Source organism: Pseudoxanthomonas sp. G3, from assembly GCF_057654715.1.
This window is the reverse complement of record NZ_CM172805.1, coordinates 2,753,541-2,766,778: the sequence shown is the minus strand read 5'-3', so window position 1 is coordinate 2,766,778 and position 13,238 is coordinate 2,753,541. Positions and strand designations below refer to the sequence as shown.

The window sequence follows — 13,238 nt, the reverse complement described above, 5'->3', positions numbered from 1 at the left end:
AGAGGGGAGGAACGGTCGGCTCCGAAGAAGGTGTCGAACTGGGCGCGCCAGTCCGGTGCAGGCTGCGGGTTGGACAGCGGGGTGACGGAGCGGGTGATCACTTCGGCGGCTCCGGAAGTGGCATCCAGTGGGTAGGTCTGCCCCCACGCAGCGCATACGGACCCAGTTTGTTGTCTGTCACGCACCAATGGCCGTTGAAGTCAGATTCGCCGTCACCCTCTTCATGCCAAGTATCGGTGGCGTCGTCTTGCAGCCAGGCCACGAACTGCTGACCACTGGCAAAGACCAGAACCGGGGTGTTCTTCGGCGCTGTCTCAATCGGTTCCCACTTCATCTTCAACCTCTCACTGCGCCAGAGATGGGGCGCGGTTGTTCCATGTAAGGACGGGATGCGGCTACCGTGATGACGCCCAACAGGCCCAGCACGATCACCAGCGTTTCAATGCGGCGTTGGCGGCGGAGGGAGGCGAGGGTCATGCGGACACCTCGCAGATAGAAGCTGCGGTCGCGCCATCCTCCCGGCCTTCCGACAGCACACCGATAGCAGGGGGCCTATTCCCGTTCTCGATGTTCTCTCCCACCCCGAAGCGGCGGGCTAACCTCACAAACGCTGGCCGGACAGAGCTACTGTCCTTGTCGCGCCTGCTTTTCTCCCAGCGCTGCAGGCGCCGCCAGTGGCGATGCCCGATGCGCTTGAGATCCTGATAACCGAGCGTCCGGCAGCAACTGATCGAGCCGAACACCGTTTGCATGAAGAAAGAAAGGCGGTCGTAGCCTTCAAGGCTGTAGGAGCTGAAGTGACCGTCGGCGGTCGCGTACTCCTCGTACCCTTGCGAAAACTCGACCTGACCACCGGTGCCGTACAGCCAGAGCTTCGATAGTGAAAGCGCCTTGCCGAAGAAGATCTGCGAGAGGATCGCGAACTCAGCGTCGGACTGCGGCAGCGGGCACTTGAAGTGGGCCGGCGAAACGCCGCGCGTCATCGGGAACGGCGGAATCCACGTCGTTCCGCGGAACGATTGCTCGGACTGGAAGCGGTATCGATACCGACGAGCCTTCACGCATTCCCCCTCGGCGACCAGCGCAACTCATCGCGGCGCAGGTCGATATCAGCGTTTCGGCTCAGCAGCCCAGCGACAGGCAGCACTTCGGCGCGCGTCGTCTCGGGCCAGGTGCGGTAGTTCCGGCGGTCGAAGCGGTCGGATGTCATGGCGCACCCCCGTTGAGCTTTTCGAACTCGTCATCGCGCATGCGTGCCATGCGTGCGGCGTGCTTCTGCAGCGTTTTCAGCACTTCGGCCAACGCCGAACTGGTGACCACTTGGCTGGCGACTTGCAATGCCCAATCCGCCTCGGCGAGGTCGTAGACGATTTCCCCGACCTCATCCTCGTTCCACAAGTGGCGCGCGACGTTGCCAGCCGCGTCATCGAGGCCGAACGCCGGCTCTACGCAATCAGGGCTATTCGGGTGGTTGCGGTTACCCGGCAGGTCACCCGGACCGGGCATGCGTGCGTAGTTGAGGGCGGCCATCAGCGACGCTCCTCGCAGACGTCGCCCTCGGCCAACTTCGCCGGGGTGAGGGTGGGGAGCCACGAGCACACGCGGTACTGCGTGCCGTCACCGTGCGCCTCAGCCAGGTTGGTCAGCTGCTCGCAGGTGCGGTCGGCTGATTCCTGGTCGACGAAGGGCTTCAGGTCGCGCCAACCGTCTTCGGTCAGCACCTGCAGCAGGTGGGTGGTGTCTTGCTTCACGGCTCTCTCCTTCCGCTGTGCGTTGGAGAGAAGTTTAGCCAGCCGCTAAACGATGTCAATAGCCAGAAGCTAAATATTTCGCCTGAAGCTAAACTTGCCGACCAGCGGCAAGTCGCCTATTCAGCTAGAGCTGCATGTCCCGCGTGGAGTTCTTACCCATCTGCACAGTCAGGCTATTTGCGCGGTCAACCGCCGCGGCAGAGCCTCGAAGAGAGAATCGAACGGCCTTGAATGTCCCGGCCTCCATTGGCACCGCAAAACCAATTCGGCTTCCAGTCCTCACGAGGTTGTCGATGGCCTTGTAGTCCTCAAAGGTCATCCAGAAGCCATATCCACCATTTGGCGCAATGCACCTGACTTGGAGGCTTTGTGCGCCGGCGTCTGAGTTGGCAAGTACTGGGTATGAATCTCCAATCCTGCACTTGTCGGCGATGCTGAAGGCATAGACGCAGTTTTGGCTGTCGTGGAAGCACAGCAACCCGAGTGATCCGCCACTGTCGTTGCGGACTTCGGCAGTAATTCCCCCGTCTCCGACACCGACCTCCCAGTCCCCGTGTCGCTCCTGGGCAGACGCTCCGAACGACACGGCCACTAGCAAAGCAATAGCTACCCCGCGCATACCCCCTCCCTAAGGGCCCTCCACCAGGCCCGCTTCGTCAAAACCGATCCCCTCGACTCGACACTCTCGGCCCCGCTCCATCTTATTGACTAAAGCGAGTAGGGCGTCATCGTCTAGGCACTCAACAGGAACCCCTTTCGTCTCCTGCCTGACCAGCCACCGCAGCCAATACATCCGGGACAAGTCGTTGATCCGGCTGTACATGTAATCCCTAGTTACAGGATCAATTCCTGACGGGGCAGGGGCCGTCGGGACGTGCTTATGCAGATTTCCTGGCCCGACGACGCGCAGGCTCGCCTTCGCCCCCAGCTTCCGCCTTGCCCGCTGCGCCACCAATTCCGCCAGCTTGTCCAGTTCGTTGTGCTTTTCCACGGTCACCCTCCGTTGCGTTCTTGACCTTCAAAAATCTCAGTACATCGCTATCCGAGATAGTCGTGAGGTCTTCGGCCAGCACGGCATTGACTGCCTGCGCCAGAAGGTCCGCATCTTCTTCAGGGTCGAAATCGTCTTTGCCGGTGAGGGCTTCGACGGTGCGCTTCGCCAAGTGGATAGCAGACTTCAGCGTGGCAGCCTCCAGTCGCGCCGGTTGCGACGCCTGACGGTGGGTGTTGTCCAGCCAGTTCGCCGGCTTCTTCTGTGCCGACTCGATCTTCCGAGCGACGTCGTCCCCTATCCGCTTGCCGGCCTTCAGCTGGCTAAGCATGGACGGACTCTGATCTAGGGCGATGGCCTGCTCCTTCTGGCTCAGGCCCCCAAGGGCCGGAGAGGTCAGAAGGGCGGCCAGGTTCTTGCGCCGGATCTCATAGATGTCGTCCATCCGAAAAGCGTAACGACCGCCCATCGGAAAGGGTTTAGCTGGTAGCTTGACAGATGACTTTAGCGCGTGGCTAAATCGACCCACGGCTCGGCCTCTCAGGTTCGGGCCTCAATTGGGCCTATCCGCCATCCCTCAACGCGAGTCAACACCAGTGAATACGATGAACCAGAAAGTCATCCCGATGCTCTCCGCCGTCCCGGCGCCCGAGCTTCTGGACGAGGCCCTGATCGAACGCTGCCAGTCCTTCGTGCAGGTTCTCGGGGTCGCCCGTTCGCAGTCCCGAGTTCATCCGAGCGACAAGTCGATCGCCGCCGAGCTGGGGCTCCAGCCGTCGGTGTGGTCCCGCATCTGCAACAAGCCGAAGGATGCACCGGCGTACACGCCGGAGGACAAGCTGCCGGCCCTCTGCGGTTACCTGGGCAACGTGGGCGTCCTGCAGTGGCTCTGCTACCGCGTCGGCTATCGCCTGGTGCCGATCGCGGAAACCCGCGCCCAGCGTCTGCGCCGTGAGCTGGCAGAGCTGGAACTTGCGGAGGCGGCTTGAATGGACGCAGTCCTCGCCGGAGCCCTCATCTCCATCCAGCGCTATCAGGCCGCTGAGCCTCAGCCCGCGCCGCCGTCGAACGTCATCGAGTTTGCTCCCGCCGCTGAGCGCCAGCGCCAGAAGCGCGCCGCCCAGTGGCTCCGCACCTACACGCGGCCGATGCCGCCGGAGGCTGCGTGATGGCGACATTCTTTGTGGGGCAGAGGGTGCGGGTAGTTCGTCGTGACGAAGGCAGCCGAGTGCGTTGCCTGCCCAATGGTGCACAAGGCGTCATTGTTGAGCGCGGCTCGTCAGTGGATTGGCGAGTGAGATTCCCCGGCCACCGCAACGCCCGCATAGGCGGGGATCTATTTCCAATGTTCTCCCACGAGCTGGAACCGATCCTGGATCAGAAGCACGAAGCCTGCGACGAGGAATTCAAGCGCGATATGGACGCGCTTCTTGACCGGTGCAGGGCGGGCGAGGGCGTCCCCGCATGAGCATCGCCGCCTACGAGGACTGGTTCGATACCTGCGAAGCCACGGGCAAGCGCATCTACATCAGCGCGAGCAAGGCCCACGTCTACGCCCAGCGGATCCAGGTCAAGAACAAGCGTAACGGTGACCGTCATGCCGTGCACGCGTTTCGCTGCGAGCACTGCGATCACTGGCACGTGGGCCACATGGTCAGCGGCGGAAAGCAAAAAGGCGGGATCTCGCCGAAAGCCGTGCGGCAGGCTGAGTCCATGGAGGACTTGGCCGCATGACCCGCATCGAGTGGATAGAGCACTGCCTGGCCGTCATTCGCGCCAGCCCGGAAATGACCGGTGAAGAGATCAGGGCGCACTACAGCGCCGTAGCGGAAGTGAAGCACAGGGACGACCAACGCCGCGAGGCACAGACGGACTTGTTTAGCAGGGGGTAGGGGATGAATTACTACAAGCGCCATCTTGGGGACTATGCGAAGGACACGAAGCATCTTTCGTTGCTGGAGCACGGCGCCTACACGTTGCTGCTTGACTACTACTACGCCACCGAGAAGCCCATCCCGGATGGCAGGTGTGAGCGCGTGGCGGGAGCTTCTACCGAGGCTGAGCGGAACGCGGTGCAGTCTGTGCTGCGGGAGTTCTTCGTGCTGAGCGACGAAGGCTGGAGTCATGGGAGGGCTGAGTCAGTCATTGCCGACGCGATAGGGAAGACGTCAAAGGCGGTTGATTCCGCCACTACACGTTGGGGCACAACGAATGATGCAGCCGCCACCAGGGCGCAACGTTTGTCCCGCGCGCGTGAGAAGGGCACTCACACGAAACTTGAGTGGGAAGTTCTTGTGAACGTCTGCGGAAATGCCTGCGTTCGCTGTGGTGCCGAAGGCGTCGTCAAGGATCACATCACCCCCATTTATCAGGGTGGATCAGACGCCATCGAGAACTTGCAGCCGCTTTGCCGGAAGTGCAACAGCAGCAAGGGCCCAGAAAACAAGGACTTGCGCCCAGAAGACTGGAAAGAACGCCTGCAAGAATGCCTGCGAAACGCCTGCGAAACGCCTGCTAGCCATAAGCCACTAGCCACTAGCCAGTTAAAAGCAGAAGAACCTAAAGGTTCTTTGTCGCCAGCCGGCGACGACGAACCGCCATGCCCTCACCAGGAAATCGTGGCGCTCTACCACGAGCTCCTGCCGGCCAACCCTCGCATCAGGGTCTGGGACAGCGCTCGTGCCGCTGCGTTGCGGACCCGTTGGCGCGAGGACGAGAAGCGGCAGAGCCTGGACTACTGGCGGCGGTTCTTCACCCACGTTGCGGCCTCGGACTTCCTGACCGGGAAGCGTGAGGGCAGCGGAGGGCGGCCGTTCCTGCCCGGCCTAGAGTGGATGGTCAAGGCGGCCAACTTCGCAAAGATCATCGAGGGGAGGTATCACTCGTGAACATGGAACAACTCCGTGTTCCGCCGTGTGCTATCGAGGCGGAGCAGAACGTTCTTGGCGGGCTGATGCTGGCGCCAGAGAAGCTGGCGGAAGTGGATGGATGGCTTGAGCCAGAAGACTTCTACCGTCGCGATCATCAGCTCATCTATAGCGGCATTCGATACTTGGCCGAGAAGGACAGGCCCTTCGATCCAGTGACTGTCGGCGAGTGGTTTGAGTCACAGGGGCAGCTGGATCTAATCGCCGGTGGCTCATACCTGGTCGAGCTTGGCGCGACTGTGTTCTCGGCAGCCAATCTCGTTGCCTACGCCGAGATCGTTAAGCAGAAGTCGAAGCTACGTCAAGCAATTGAGATCGGGACAGAGATAGTCAATGCGGCGTTTGACTCTCGGGGCCGAGTCGCAGAGGACATCCTTGGGGAAGCGCAACACAAGATCTTAGGACTCTCGCCGACCCTCAAGGTCGGGCCGAAGCCCTACCGGGAGCTGATGGCGAAGTGGTGGAGACAGTTCAAGGAGAGGGCGAGTGGAACCGCTCCAATTGGCCTTCCCACGCCCTGGAAGGACCTGAACGACCACATTGGCGGCCTAGAGGATGGGCGCGTTTACGTGTTAGCGGCCAGGTCAAACATGGGCAAGTCCATCGCCGGGCTACAGCTGGCGCGCTTCACCGCCTTGCGGGGCAATCGCGCCTACCTATCGTCCATGGAGATGACGGACGAACAGGTGGTCAACCGAGATCTTGCGGGCGTCATGTCCATCTCCCACAAGTGGCTCCGCAAGCCGGACGAGGACGATGGGGAAAACTTCGCCAAGGTAACCGAGGGCGTAAGGGCGCTCAGGGAAATTGACCTTCTCGTTGACGAGTCGCCCCAACTGTCATCTCGCGCATTGTCGTCACGGGTTCGCCGCGAACACATGCGCAAGCCGGTCCGTCTCGTGGTGGTAGACCATCTTCACGAGATGGAATTGCCTGGAAAGCAAGGGGAAGTGATCGAGCGCGGTCAGGCTCTGCGCGACATCAAGAAGCTTGCCAAGGACATCGGCTGCCCGATTGTGGTTCTCGCTCAGTTGAATCGAGGGGCGGCCAAGACAGAGAAGGGGAAGGTCAGTAGGCCAACCATGGTTGACCTGCGTGGTTCTGGCGCGATCGAGGAAGTGGCGGATGCGGTGATATTCCTGCATCGCTGGGACTACTTCGATGCGAATGATCGTCCCGGTCTGGTCGAAATGATCATTGGGAAAGGCCGAGACGTGGAGACTGGACACGTGATTCCGCTTCGTAATCGCTTCGACCTTATGCGGCTGGACGACTGGGGGACAGACGCGTGGGAGAGGGCTGATGCGTCCGCCGCCTGGGACAACACTCTGTGAGCCGCAAGCCCTCCCAACCCAAGCCTTTCGTCCCGTCAAACAAGGACTACCGCGTAAGTGAGACTCGCACCGGCAAGTTGAACGGCAAGCCGGTTTTCGAGATCGATGCCGAGAAGATCGCCCGCCTGCTGGCGGATTACCAAGTGTGGGGTGTGAAGTGATCAACGACGACCTTGACCGTAAGCGCACCACCGACCAGAACCGGAAGATGTGGCCGATGCTGACCGACTTTGCGCGGCAGATCGATTGGCCGCACACGAAGGGCGGTAAGTGGCAGATCGCAAAGATGCCGCCGATGTCGTGGAAGGCGGTGCTGACCGCGGCGTTCGAGCAAGAGATCGAGATGGCGCAGGGCCTGGAGGGCGGTCAGGTCATGGTTGGCGCCAGCACGTCCAACTACGGCGTGAGGAGGTTCGCCGACTTCATCAACTTCCTGTACGCGACTGGCAGCGAGCGCGGCGTGGTGTGGTCTGAAAAGTCGGAGCAGGTAGCGCGTGAGTACGCGCCGAAGGACAAGGCAGCATGATCGCCAAGCGCAAGCCGGCAACGCGGCCGGAACAGGATTATCAGGACGCAGCCCGCGAGCTTGGCTGCGTGGTCTGCCGCAAGCGTATTGACCAGGGTGTGCAGGCCAACGTCCAGTGCGGCGCCACGCATATTCATCACCGCAACTTCAACGACTGGCACGGCGCAAAGCAGCTGGGGCAAGCCTACGTCGTGGCGATGGGGGCCTGGCACCACGACGGTGTGTTGATCGAGGGCTACTCAACCGACGACATGCGGGAGCAGTTCGGTCCGAGCTTCAAGAGCGCGGCCGACTTTCGGGAGTGGACATACGACGTGCTGCCTGGCTACGGGCGTGGAACCGAGGCATGGCAGCGATACCAAGATGAACTGCTGGAGAGATTCGATGAGCGCTAGGGCGCAGTGGCTGGAAACAGAAGACGCAATCATTCGTGCCGTCTACCCGCGACAGGGTTGGAAGGGCTGCATAGAGCGCCTCACTGGCAGGTCGAAGTTCAGCATCTATCAGCGGGCAAACCGCCTCGGCGTCACCAGCTACACGAAGGAAAGCAACGTGCCTGCGCTGGCGGTGGAAGCGGATCCGGAAGTTGGTATGGCATTCAACAACTGGCGCGGCGCCCAACCTGGGCAGCTGCAGGGGAGGGCGTGGTGATGGGGGTCAAATGTGCTGCGTGTCAGGAGCGTGGGCAGACGTGGAACGGTAGCGCACCCCGCTGCGCGTTCGATGGCCGGCCGTTCTCTGATAACTGGAACTGCGCGACCGTGAATCTGATTCGCGAGTTGGTTTACGAGGGCCAAGAGCTGCCTTGTGGAGTCGATTACCAGTATTGCGACGACATGAAGTACGCGACCGTGAAGGTTGACCACATCGAACTTCCGAGCGGTCCCGCAATGGCCCTCTGGGTCGCTTGGTACAAGAGCCGTGGCTCGACTGACTCGATATGGCTGCTGGACTCTGAAGGGCCGCCAAGGTTCCCAACGGAAGCGGACCTGATCGCGGTAGCTGACGCCTTCGCGCCGACGTACCGCCTAACTACCAAAGGCCGCGAACTACTGGAGCAGTCCAAGAAATGAGCACCCCCACAGCAAGGACGCTGGCGAAGCTGCGCAAGGAAGGATGGAGGCCGTGGGTGGTGGAGAAGTGGAACGGCCACACGAAGACGCGGCTGGATCTCTACAACATCGGCGACGTGCTGGCGATTCGCGGCACGGAAACGCTGCTGGTGCAGGCGACGAGCTACAGCAACGTGTCGTCGCGGGTGAAGAAGATCGCGGAATCGGAACACATCGCCGCAATACGTGAGGCGGGTTGGCGGGTGGAATGTTGGGGCTGGCACAAGGTCGGGCGGTTTTGGCAGGCCCGGGTCGTGGATTGCAGTTAGGGGGTTGAGATGAGTAGGGCATTGCTGGTGATCGCATTCGCGCAGGCGCTGGGACGACAACCAACTGATCAGGAGCGCGCCGACTTCCTGGCCGCGCTCGCTGAGCAGGCCGGCGGCGAGTACCTGTACATCCCCAAGCTTCCGCAGTCGGAAGTGAACGCCGAGGAGGTGTGGAAGCTGCGCGGTGAGGGGAAGTCAGTGAGGGAGATTGCCGACTGTCTGGGCTGTAGTCGCTCACCCGTGATGCGCGTTCTGCACCAGCCAACGCTGTCACTCGTTTCCCCCTACGAAGGTGACAAGGAAGCCGCTTAACTGGCATCACCCCAACAAGGAGTGATGCAGATGGGCCGCAAGATCACCGTCACCACGGAGAAAGAAGTTCCCGGTGAGATCAACGTGTCGATCAGGGTGGTGCGCAACGGGTACATCGTGACGCCCGGCGTCCGATACCAGGGGACGCAGGTCTACTTCATGGATAGCGAAGGGGCTATTCGATCGTCTGGCGAGAACCATCCGGCGGGCGTTGATCGCGTCTTCTCCAACCTGGTTGACCTTTACGCTTGGCTCCGCGACAACTTGGAGCCCGTCGAGGAAGCGGCTGCCTGACATGGCCGTCCACTGGCACCAACTGCCCGACGGCAAGACGCGCATCTCACGAGATTTCGTGTCGCCATCGGCGGCGCAGCGTGGTGCCAGTCTTCTCGAATCGGTGTGCGACGAGGCGTTCCAGCCTGTGCCGCAGCCACCACTCGACGAACACAACCCCGCCGCCTACGCGGCAGCTTCCGCACGACTGACTGACGAGGAATAGAGATGATTAGCCCTTGGAGCATTTATTGGATTCTTCAGCTTGATTCGATTCGTGACCTGTTGAGCGCCGGGATACTGCTGTCTGGAGTCTCCCTAATTGTGGCTGCTGTAATGGCGCCATTGCTGTTCGACGGTTACTCGGACTTCAAGCTGACGCCTAAGCAGGTCTTTCGGCCGATCTTGGGCTGCCTAGTGTTCTGTGGCGTTGCTTACTCGATCACGCCATCCACGAAGACAGCGGCCGCGATGGTGATCATTCCGGCCATTGCGAACAACGAAGCAGTTCAGAAGGAAGCTGCCGACCTGTACAGCCTCGCAAAGCAGGCGCTGACCGAGGCGATCAAGCCCGACGACGAGCCGAAGAAGTAAGGACGCACCCCAAGGACAACCGCCGCAGGGATGCGGCCCAAGGATGGATATGCGACTGCTGACAATCGACATCGAAACTCGGCCTATCGAGGCGCGTACCTGGGGTCTGTGGGGCCAGAACATTGGCATCAACCAGATCACCAATGCGGGTGGCCTGCTGTGCTTCGCTGCGAAGTTCCACGGCGAGCGCCGCGTCCATTTCCATAGCGAGTGGGCGGACGGCGAGAAGGGCATGACACGCCAGCTTCACCGCCTGCTGGACGAAGCGGACGCGGTGGCCGGCTGGAACAGCGACAAGTTCGACATCCGCTGGATCCAGGCCCAGTTTCTGAAGCATGGCCTCGCCAAACCCTCGCCCTTCGCCAAGGTCGACCTGATGAAGTCGGTCAAGAAGCAGGTGTACTTGCCGAGCTACAAGCTGGACTTCGTGGCACGGTGGCTGGGCATCGGCCAGAAGGTGCGCACCGGTGGGTTCGACCTGTGGTCCGACGTGCTGGCCGGAGACGAAAAGGCGCGCAACCTCATGCGCCGCTACAACATCGGCGACACGCGGCTGACTGAGCAGGTGTTCGACCGCCTGAACGCCAAGGGGTGGGTGCTCGGGTTGCCGAACGCGAGCATCGAGGGTGGGTTGTGCTGCACGAATCCGACGTGCCAGTCGGAAAATCTGATCCGCCGCGGCTACAACCAGACGAAGACGCGGAAGTACCAGCGCTGGCAGTGCAAGGACTGCGGTACGTTCATGTCCGAGACGCACAGCGTTCCCGGCGGCGCCGCCAAACTGAAGCAGGTGGCGTGATGGGCGCACTCCAGAAGATCGAGGTGGGCGACTACGACGTGCGGGGCACAGACCTGCGCGCGTACTACGCCAGTTTCACCAGGCGCGCATTGCCCGAGGGTGCGCTGTGGCGGCTGTCGCTGGCGTCGTCCTGCTTGCCCGAGCGGCACCCGGGCTACAAGGCGTGGCTGACGATGGTGTCTGGGACTGAGCGGTTCTGCCCGGACCTGCAGGCATGGGCGGTCGGACTGGGCGCCACCATCGCACGGATGAAGCCCAGGCTGCGGATGCGCAGCCGGCAGTACGTGGCGAGCTACAACCACGAGTGGGGGCGGCAGGCGAGTCTGGACGGGCTGTGCGTGGCCCTGTTTGGGTCGGAGCCGGCCAGTCTGCGGGAACGCGCCGATGAGTTCGGCTGCGACCGTGAGGCGTACCAGCGAATCAGGGACTTCGTCGCCGGGGCCATCGTCCTCGCGGCGTGGCAGTACGAGGACGCGCTCCGTTGGGCGCATCGAGTGGCGAGGGACGCATGAGCTACGTAGAGATTCGCGCCATCGACTACGATGAGTCGCGCGAGCTTTTCACGCAGCAGGACACCTTCACCTACAAGCCTGAGCGCGGCTGGGCATTGGCGCAGCGGGCGTGTCTTTGGGTCTTGGCGCGCATCGGGTGCCACAACACGTATGAGCGCCTGAAGCACACGCGCTATCTGATTCCGACAGATGATGTGTTTGGCGCCATCGTGGCCCAGATCGACGCCCGTGAAGCCATCGCTTACCGGGATGCGACCACGGTCTATATGGGGCCGGAAGACCTGCAACGGATCATCGGGGCAGACGTGGGTAGGAATTACATTGAGTTCCACGCCCGAGGCAGCCTGGGGGTGGATGGCGCGGTCCGGGTGTTCGGCCTTAACGTCAAGGTGATCCCCTGGATGCGCGGAATCCTCGTTGTCTGAGTTACGCCCGCCACAAAAGAGAAGAGATGGGATAAGGAAAGTATAGAAAGGAAGATTTCGGGTGATTCGTCGCCCGCCCGGCTGATCCCAAGTGCGGACGCCGGGTTCTCTAGGAGCCGCCATGACCGACACCGAAGACGAAGAGCTTGATGTCGAGTGGTCGGCGGCCGAGCCAATCGTCCTTCACGAGGACTCGGTGTGGATTCCGGACCCGGACGCCCTGCACCACGACAGTGGGGAGCAGGAGGGCGTGTTGGCGGTGATGCTGAAGGCCGGGTGCATCTGGTACCTGGATGGCACGACCCGTCAGTGGTTCAACGCGGAGAAGGACGGGGCGAAGAAGGCTAGGCCGCTTCGTCCGGTGAATTGAATTGTAAGGCTTCACGCCGTAAGTACCCGCTAGGCATGGGGAAGTGCCGGCGGGAATCGTAAGTCTTCGCCGCTCTAGCTCAATTGGCAGAGCGATGCCTTTGTAAGGTATCGGTTGCAGGTTCAAGTCCTGCGAGCGGCACCAAATCGGAAAGGTAGAGCAGTCTGGCAGCTCGTCGGGCTCATAACCCGAAGGTCGCAGGTTCAAATCCTTGCCCTTTCCACCAAACCCGGACGGGTAGCTCAGAGGTAGAGCAAGCGGTTGTTAACCGCTCGGCCGCAGGTTCGAGCCCTGCCCTGTCCGCCAGCTACACCACAGGGGCCACATGAAGTGAAAGACCAAGCAGCCGAGGCGACCATTGCCGCCGTCGCACAGAAATTCACGGTCGGCGGAGGCGCTACGGCTGCCTACGGCGGGATCACCGCCAACGACCTACTGGCCTACGTGGGCGCGATCGTTGCGGTCTTGGGTCTGGTGATCCAGTGGTACTACAAGCGCAAGGACGACCGCCGGCAGGAAGAGCTGCACAAGGTGCGGCTGGCTGAGGCAAGGGACGAGGAATGAAGGCTCGCTTCATCGCTGTGCCGGCAGTTGTGGTGCTCGCCATCGTGGCGGCCCTCGGCGTCAGCGAGAAGCGGGTACACAAGACGTATTGGGACCACTTAGGGCAGGTCTGGACGGTCTGCGCTGGGGTAACCGGTCCGGGTGTGGTGCCGGGGAAGACGTACACAGACGCCGAATGCCGGGACATGGAGGTCACCTACGTGACCCGCATGCTCAACAGCATGGGGCGGTGCGTCACGGGGAGCTTCGACTTCCACGTCATCAAGGCGTTCGGGCATTTCGCCTACAACGTGGGCACAGCCAACTTCTGCAACAGCTCGGCGGCTCGCCTGCTGAACGCTGGAGACGTGGCTGGCGCCTGCAAGCAAATCCTTCGGTGGACCTACATCAAGGGCAAGGACTGCCGAGATCCGCGCAACAAGTGCGCCGGCATCCCCAAGCGCCGCGAGTGGGAATACCAAACGTGCATGGGGAACTGA

29 protein-coding genes and 3 tRNA genes are annotated in these 13,238 nt (G+C 61.7%); 26 read left to right on the top strand and 6 right to left on the bottom strand.

The window, feature by feature from the left end; genetic code table 11:
* Nucleotides 1–97: 97 nt before the first annotated feature.
* The 6 genes from AC23D6_RS13225 to AC23D6_RS13200 all read right to left on the bottom strand — a co-directional run bounded on the left by AC23D6_RS13225 (nt 98) and on the right by AC23D6_RS13200 (nt 3,187).
* Complete coding sequence (locus AC23D6_RS13225; RefSeq protein WP_487749711.1) at nt 98–334, bottom strand: DUF551 domain-containing protein; 237 nt, start codon at nt 332–334, stop codon at nt 98–100.
* Between the two features lie 139 nt (nt 335–473).
* Complete coding sequence (locus AC23D6_RS13220; protein WP_487749710.1) at nt 474–1,061, bottom strand: hypothetical protein; 588 nt, start codon at nt 1,059–1,061, stop codon at nt 474–476.
* Nucleotides 1,058–1,210 carry a hypothetical protein gene (locus AC23D6_RS13215; protein ID WP_487749709.1) on the bottom strand — a complete coding sequence of 51 codons (153 nt, stop codon included), beginning with the start codon at nt 1,208–1,210 and terminating at the stop codon, nt 1,058–1,060. The genes AC23D6_RS13220 and AC23D6_RS13215 overlap by 4 nt, the downstream gene beginning before the upstream one ends.
* Complete coding sequence (locus AC23D6_RS13210) at nt 1,207–1,530, bottom strand: hypothetical protein (RefSeq protein WP_487749708.1); 324 nt, start codon at nt 1,528–1,530, stop codon at nt 1,207–1,209. Before AC23D6_RS13210 ends, AC23D6_RS13215 begins: the two co-directional genes overlap by 4 nt.
* On the bottom strand, nt 1,530–1,751 hold the full coding sequence (locus AC23D6_RS13205) for a hypothetical protein (protein WP_487749707.1): 222 nt from the start codon (nt 1,749–1,751) through the stop codon (nt 1,530–1,532). The genes AC23D6_RS13210 and AC23D6_RS13205 overlap by 1 nt, the downstream gene beginning before the upstream one ends.
* An 878-nt stretch (nt 1,752–2,629) precedes the next feature.
* A complete protein-coding gene (locus tag AC23D6_RS13200; RefSeq protein WP_487749706.1) occupies nt 2,630–3,187 on the bottom strand; it encodes a hypothetical protein in 558 nt (185 codons plus the stop codon).
* Nucleotides 3,188–3,347: 160 nt separating this feature from the next.
* Here AC23D6_RS13200 and AC23D6_RS13195 point away from each other — a divergent pair, with 160 nt between their 5' ends.
* The 26 genes from AC23D6_RS13195 (at nt 3,348) to AC23D6_RS13070 (ending at nt 13,238) form a co-directional block, all read left to right on the top strand.
* Nucleotides 3,348–3,731 (top strand): phage regulatory CII family protein, encoded by a 384-nt coding sequence (locus AC23D6_RS13195; protein ID WP_487749705.1) that lies wholly within the window; start codon nt 3,348–3,350, stop codon nt 3,729–3,731.
* Complete coding sequence (locus AC23D6_RS13190) at nt 3,732–3,911, top strand: hypothetical protein (protein WP_487749704.1); 180 nt, start codon at nt 3,732–3,734, stop codon at nt 3,909–3,911. It abuts the gene before it with no gap.
* Nucleotides 3,911–4,210: a hypothetical protein gene (locus AC23D6_RS13185; protein ID WP_487749703.1), complete on the top strand. Its 300-nt coding sequence runs from the start codon at nt 3,911–3,913 to the stop codon at nt 4,208–4,210. The genes AC23D6_RS13190 and AC23D6_RS13185 overlap by 1 nt, the downstream gene beginning before the upstream one ends.
* A complete protein-coding gene (locus tag AC23D6_RS13180) occupies nt 4,207–4,476 on the top strand; it encodes a hypothetical protein (RefSeq protein ID WP_487749702.1) in 270 nt (89 codons plus the stop codon). Before AC23D6_RS13185 ends, AC23D6_RS13180 begins: the two co-directional genes overlap by 4 nt.
* Nucleotides 4,473–4,634: a hypothetical protein gene (locus AC23D6_RS13175; RefSeq protein ID WP_487749701.1), complete on the top strand. Its 162-nt coding sequence runs from the start codon at nt 4,473–4,475 to the stop codon at nt 4,632–4,634. Before AC23D6_RS13180 ends, AC23D6_RS13175 begins: the two co-directional genes overlap by 4 nt.
* 3 nt (nt 4,635–4,637) lie before the next feature.
* On the top strand, nt 4,638–5,630 hold the full coding sequence (locus AC23D6_RS13170; protein ID WP_487749700.1) for a DUF1376 domain-containing protein: 993 nt from the start codon (nt 4,638–4,640) through the stop codon (nt 5,628–5,630).
* Between the two features lie 2 nt (nt 5,631–5,632).
* Complete coding sequence (locus AC23D6_RS13165) at nt 5,633–7,003, top strand: replicative DNA helicase (protein ID WP_487752636.1); 1,371 nt, start codon at nt 5,633–5,635, stop codon at nt 7,001–7,003.
* Entirely contained in the window at nt 7,000–7,164 is a 165-nt protein-coding gene (locus AC23D6_RS13160) for a hypothetical protein (RefSeq protein WP_487749699.1), read from the top strand. Before AC23D6_RS13165 ends, AC23D6_RS13160 begins: the two co-directional genes overlap by 4 nt.
* Nucleotides 7,161–7,529: a recombination protein NinB gene (locus AC23D6_RS13155; RefSeq protein ID WP_487749698.1), complete on the top strand. Its 369-nt coding sequence runs from the start codon at nt 7,161–7,163 to the stop codon at nt 7,527–7,529. The genes AC23D6_RS13160 and AC23D6_RS13155 overlap by 4 nt, the downstream gene beginning before the upstream one ends.
* Nucleotides 7,526–7,924, top strand: coding sequence for a hypothetical protein (locus AC23D6_RS13150; protein WP_487749697.1), 399 nt, complete (start codon nt 7,526–7,528; stop codon nt 7,922–7,924). The genes AC23D6_RS13155 and AC23D6_RS13150 overlap by 4 nt, the downstream gene beginning before the upstream one ends.
* Nucleotides 7,914–8,180: a hypothetical protein gene (locus tag AC23D6_RS13145; protein WP_487749696.1), complete on the top strand. Its 267-nt coding sequence runs from the start codon at nt 7,914–7,916 to the stop codon at nt 8,178–8,180. Before AC23D6_RS13150 ends, AC23D6_RS13145 begins: the two co-directional genes overlap by 11 nt.
* A 110-nt stretch (nt 8,181–8,290) precedes the next feature.
* Nucleotides 8,291–8,602 (top strand): hypothetical protein, encoded by a 312-nt coding sequence (locus AC23D6_RS13140; RefSeq protein ID WP_487749695.1) that lies wholly within the window; start codon nt 8,291–8,293, stop codon nt 8,600–8,602.
* Entirely contained in the window at nt 8,599–8,910 is a 312-nt protein-coding gene (locus AC23D6_RS13135; RefSeq protein ID WP_487749694.1) for a hypothetical protein, read from the top strand. Before AC23D6_RS13140 ends, AC23D6_RS13135 begins: the two co-directional genes overlap by 4 nt.
* Nucleotides 8,911–8,919: 9 nt before the next feature.
* Nucleotides 8,920–9,222 carry a helix-turn-helix domain-containing protein gene (locus AC23D6_RS13130; RefSeq protein ID WP_487749693.1) on the top strand — a complete coding sequence of 101 codons (303 nt, stop codon included), beginning with the start codon at nt 8,920–8,922 and terminating at the stop codon, nt 9,220–9,222.
* Between the two features lie 30 nt (nt 9,223–9,252).
* Nucleotides 9,253–9,516 carry a hypothetical protein gene (locus AC23D6_RS13125; RefSeq protein ID WP_487749692.1) on the top strand — a complete coding sequence of 88 codons (264 nt, stop codon included), beginning with the start codon at nt 9,253–9,255 and terminating at the stop codon, nt 9,514–9,516.
* 1 nt (nt 9,517) lies between these two features.
* The gene (locus AC23D6_RS13120) at nt 9,518–9,721 is read left to right on the top strand and encodes a hypothetical protein (protein ID WP_487749691.1); all 204 of its coding nucleotides are present in this window, start codon (nt 9,518–9,520) and stop codon (nt 9,719–9,721) included.
* A 2-nt stretch (nt 9,722–9,723) separates the two neighbouring features.
* Nucleotides 9,724–10,089, top strand: a complete 366-nt coding sequence (locus tag AC23D6_RS13115) for a hypothetical protein (RefSeq protein WP_487749690.1) — start codon at nt 9,724–9,726, stop codon at nt 10,087–10,089.
* A 49-nt stretch (nt 10,090–10,138) separates the two neighbouring features.
* Nucleotides 10,139–10,888, top strand: coding sequence for a ribonuclease H-like domain-containing protein (locus tag AC23D6_RS13110; protein ID WP_487749689.1), 750 nt, complete (start codon nt 10,139–10,141; stop codon nt 10,886–10,888).
* Nucleotides 10,885–11,400 carry a hypothetical protein gene (locus AC23D6_RS13105; protein ID WP_487749688.1) on the top strand — a complete coding sequence of 172 codons (516 nt, stop codon included), beginning with the start codon at nt 10,885–10,887 and terminating at the stop codon, nt 11,398–11,400. Before AC23D6_RS13110 ends, AC23D6_RS13105 begins: the two co-directional genes overlap by 4 nt.
* Nucleotides 11,397–11,825, top strand: coding sequence for a hypothetical protein (locus tag AC23D6_RS13100; protein ID WP_487749687.1), 429 nt, complete (start codon nt 11,397–11,399; stop codon nt 11,823–11,825). Before AC23D6_RS13105 ends, AC23D6_RS13100 begins: the two co-directional genes overlap by 4 nt.
* A 121-nt stretch (nt 11,826–11,946) precedes the next feature.
* A complete protein-coding gene (locus AC23D6_RS13095; RefSeq protein WP_487749686.1) occupies nt 11,947–12,195 on the top strand; it encodes a hypothetical protein in 249 nt (82 codons plus the stop codon).
* A 68-nt stretch (nt 12,196–12,263) separates the two neighbouring features.
* Nucleotides 12,264–12,339 (top strand) — tRNA-Thr (locus AC23D6_RS13090).
* Nucleotides 12,340–12,343: 4 nt separating this feature from the next.
* A tRNA-Met gene (locus tag AC23D6_RS13085) sits at nt 12,344–12,421 on the top strand.
* A 5-nt stretch (nt 12,422–12,426) separates the two neighbouring features.
* Nucleotides 12,427–12,501 (top strand) — tRNA-Asn (locus AC23D6_RS13080).
* A gap of 24 nt (nt 12,502–12,525) precedes the next feature.
* A complete protein-coding gene (locus AC23D6_RS13075; RefSeq protein WP_487749685.1) occupies nt 12,526–12,759 on the top strand; it encodes a holin in 234 nt (77 codons plus the stop codon).
* Nucleotides 12,756–13,238, top strand: a complete 483-nt coding sequence (locus tag AC23D6_RS13070) for a lysozyme (protein ID WP_487749684.1) — start codon at nt 12,756–12,758, stop codon at nt 13,236–13,238. Before AC23D6_RS13075 ends, AC23D6_RS13070 begins: the two co-directional genes overlap by 4 nt.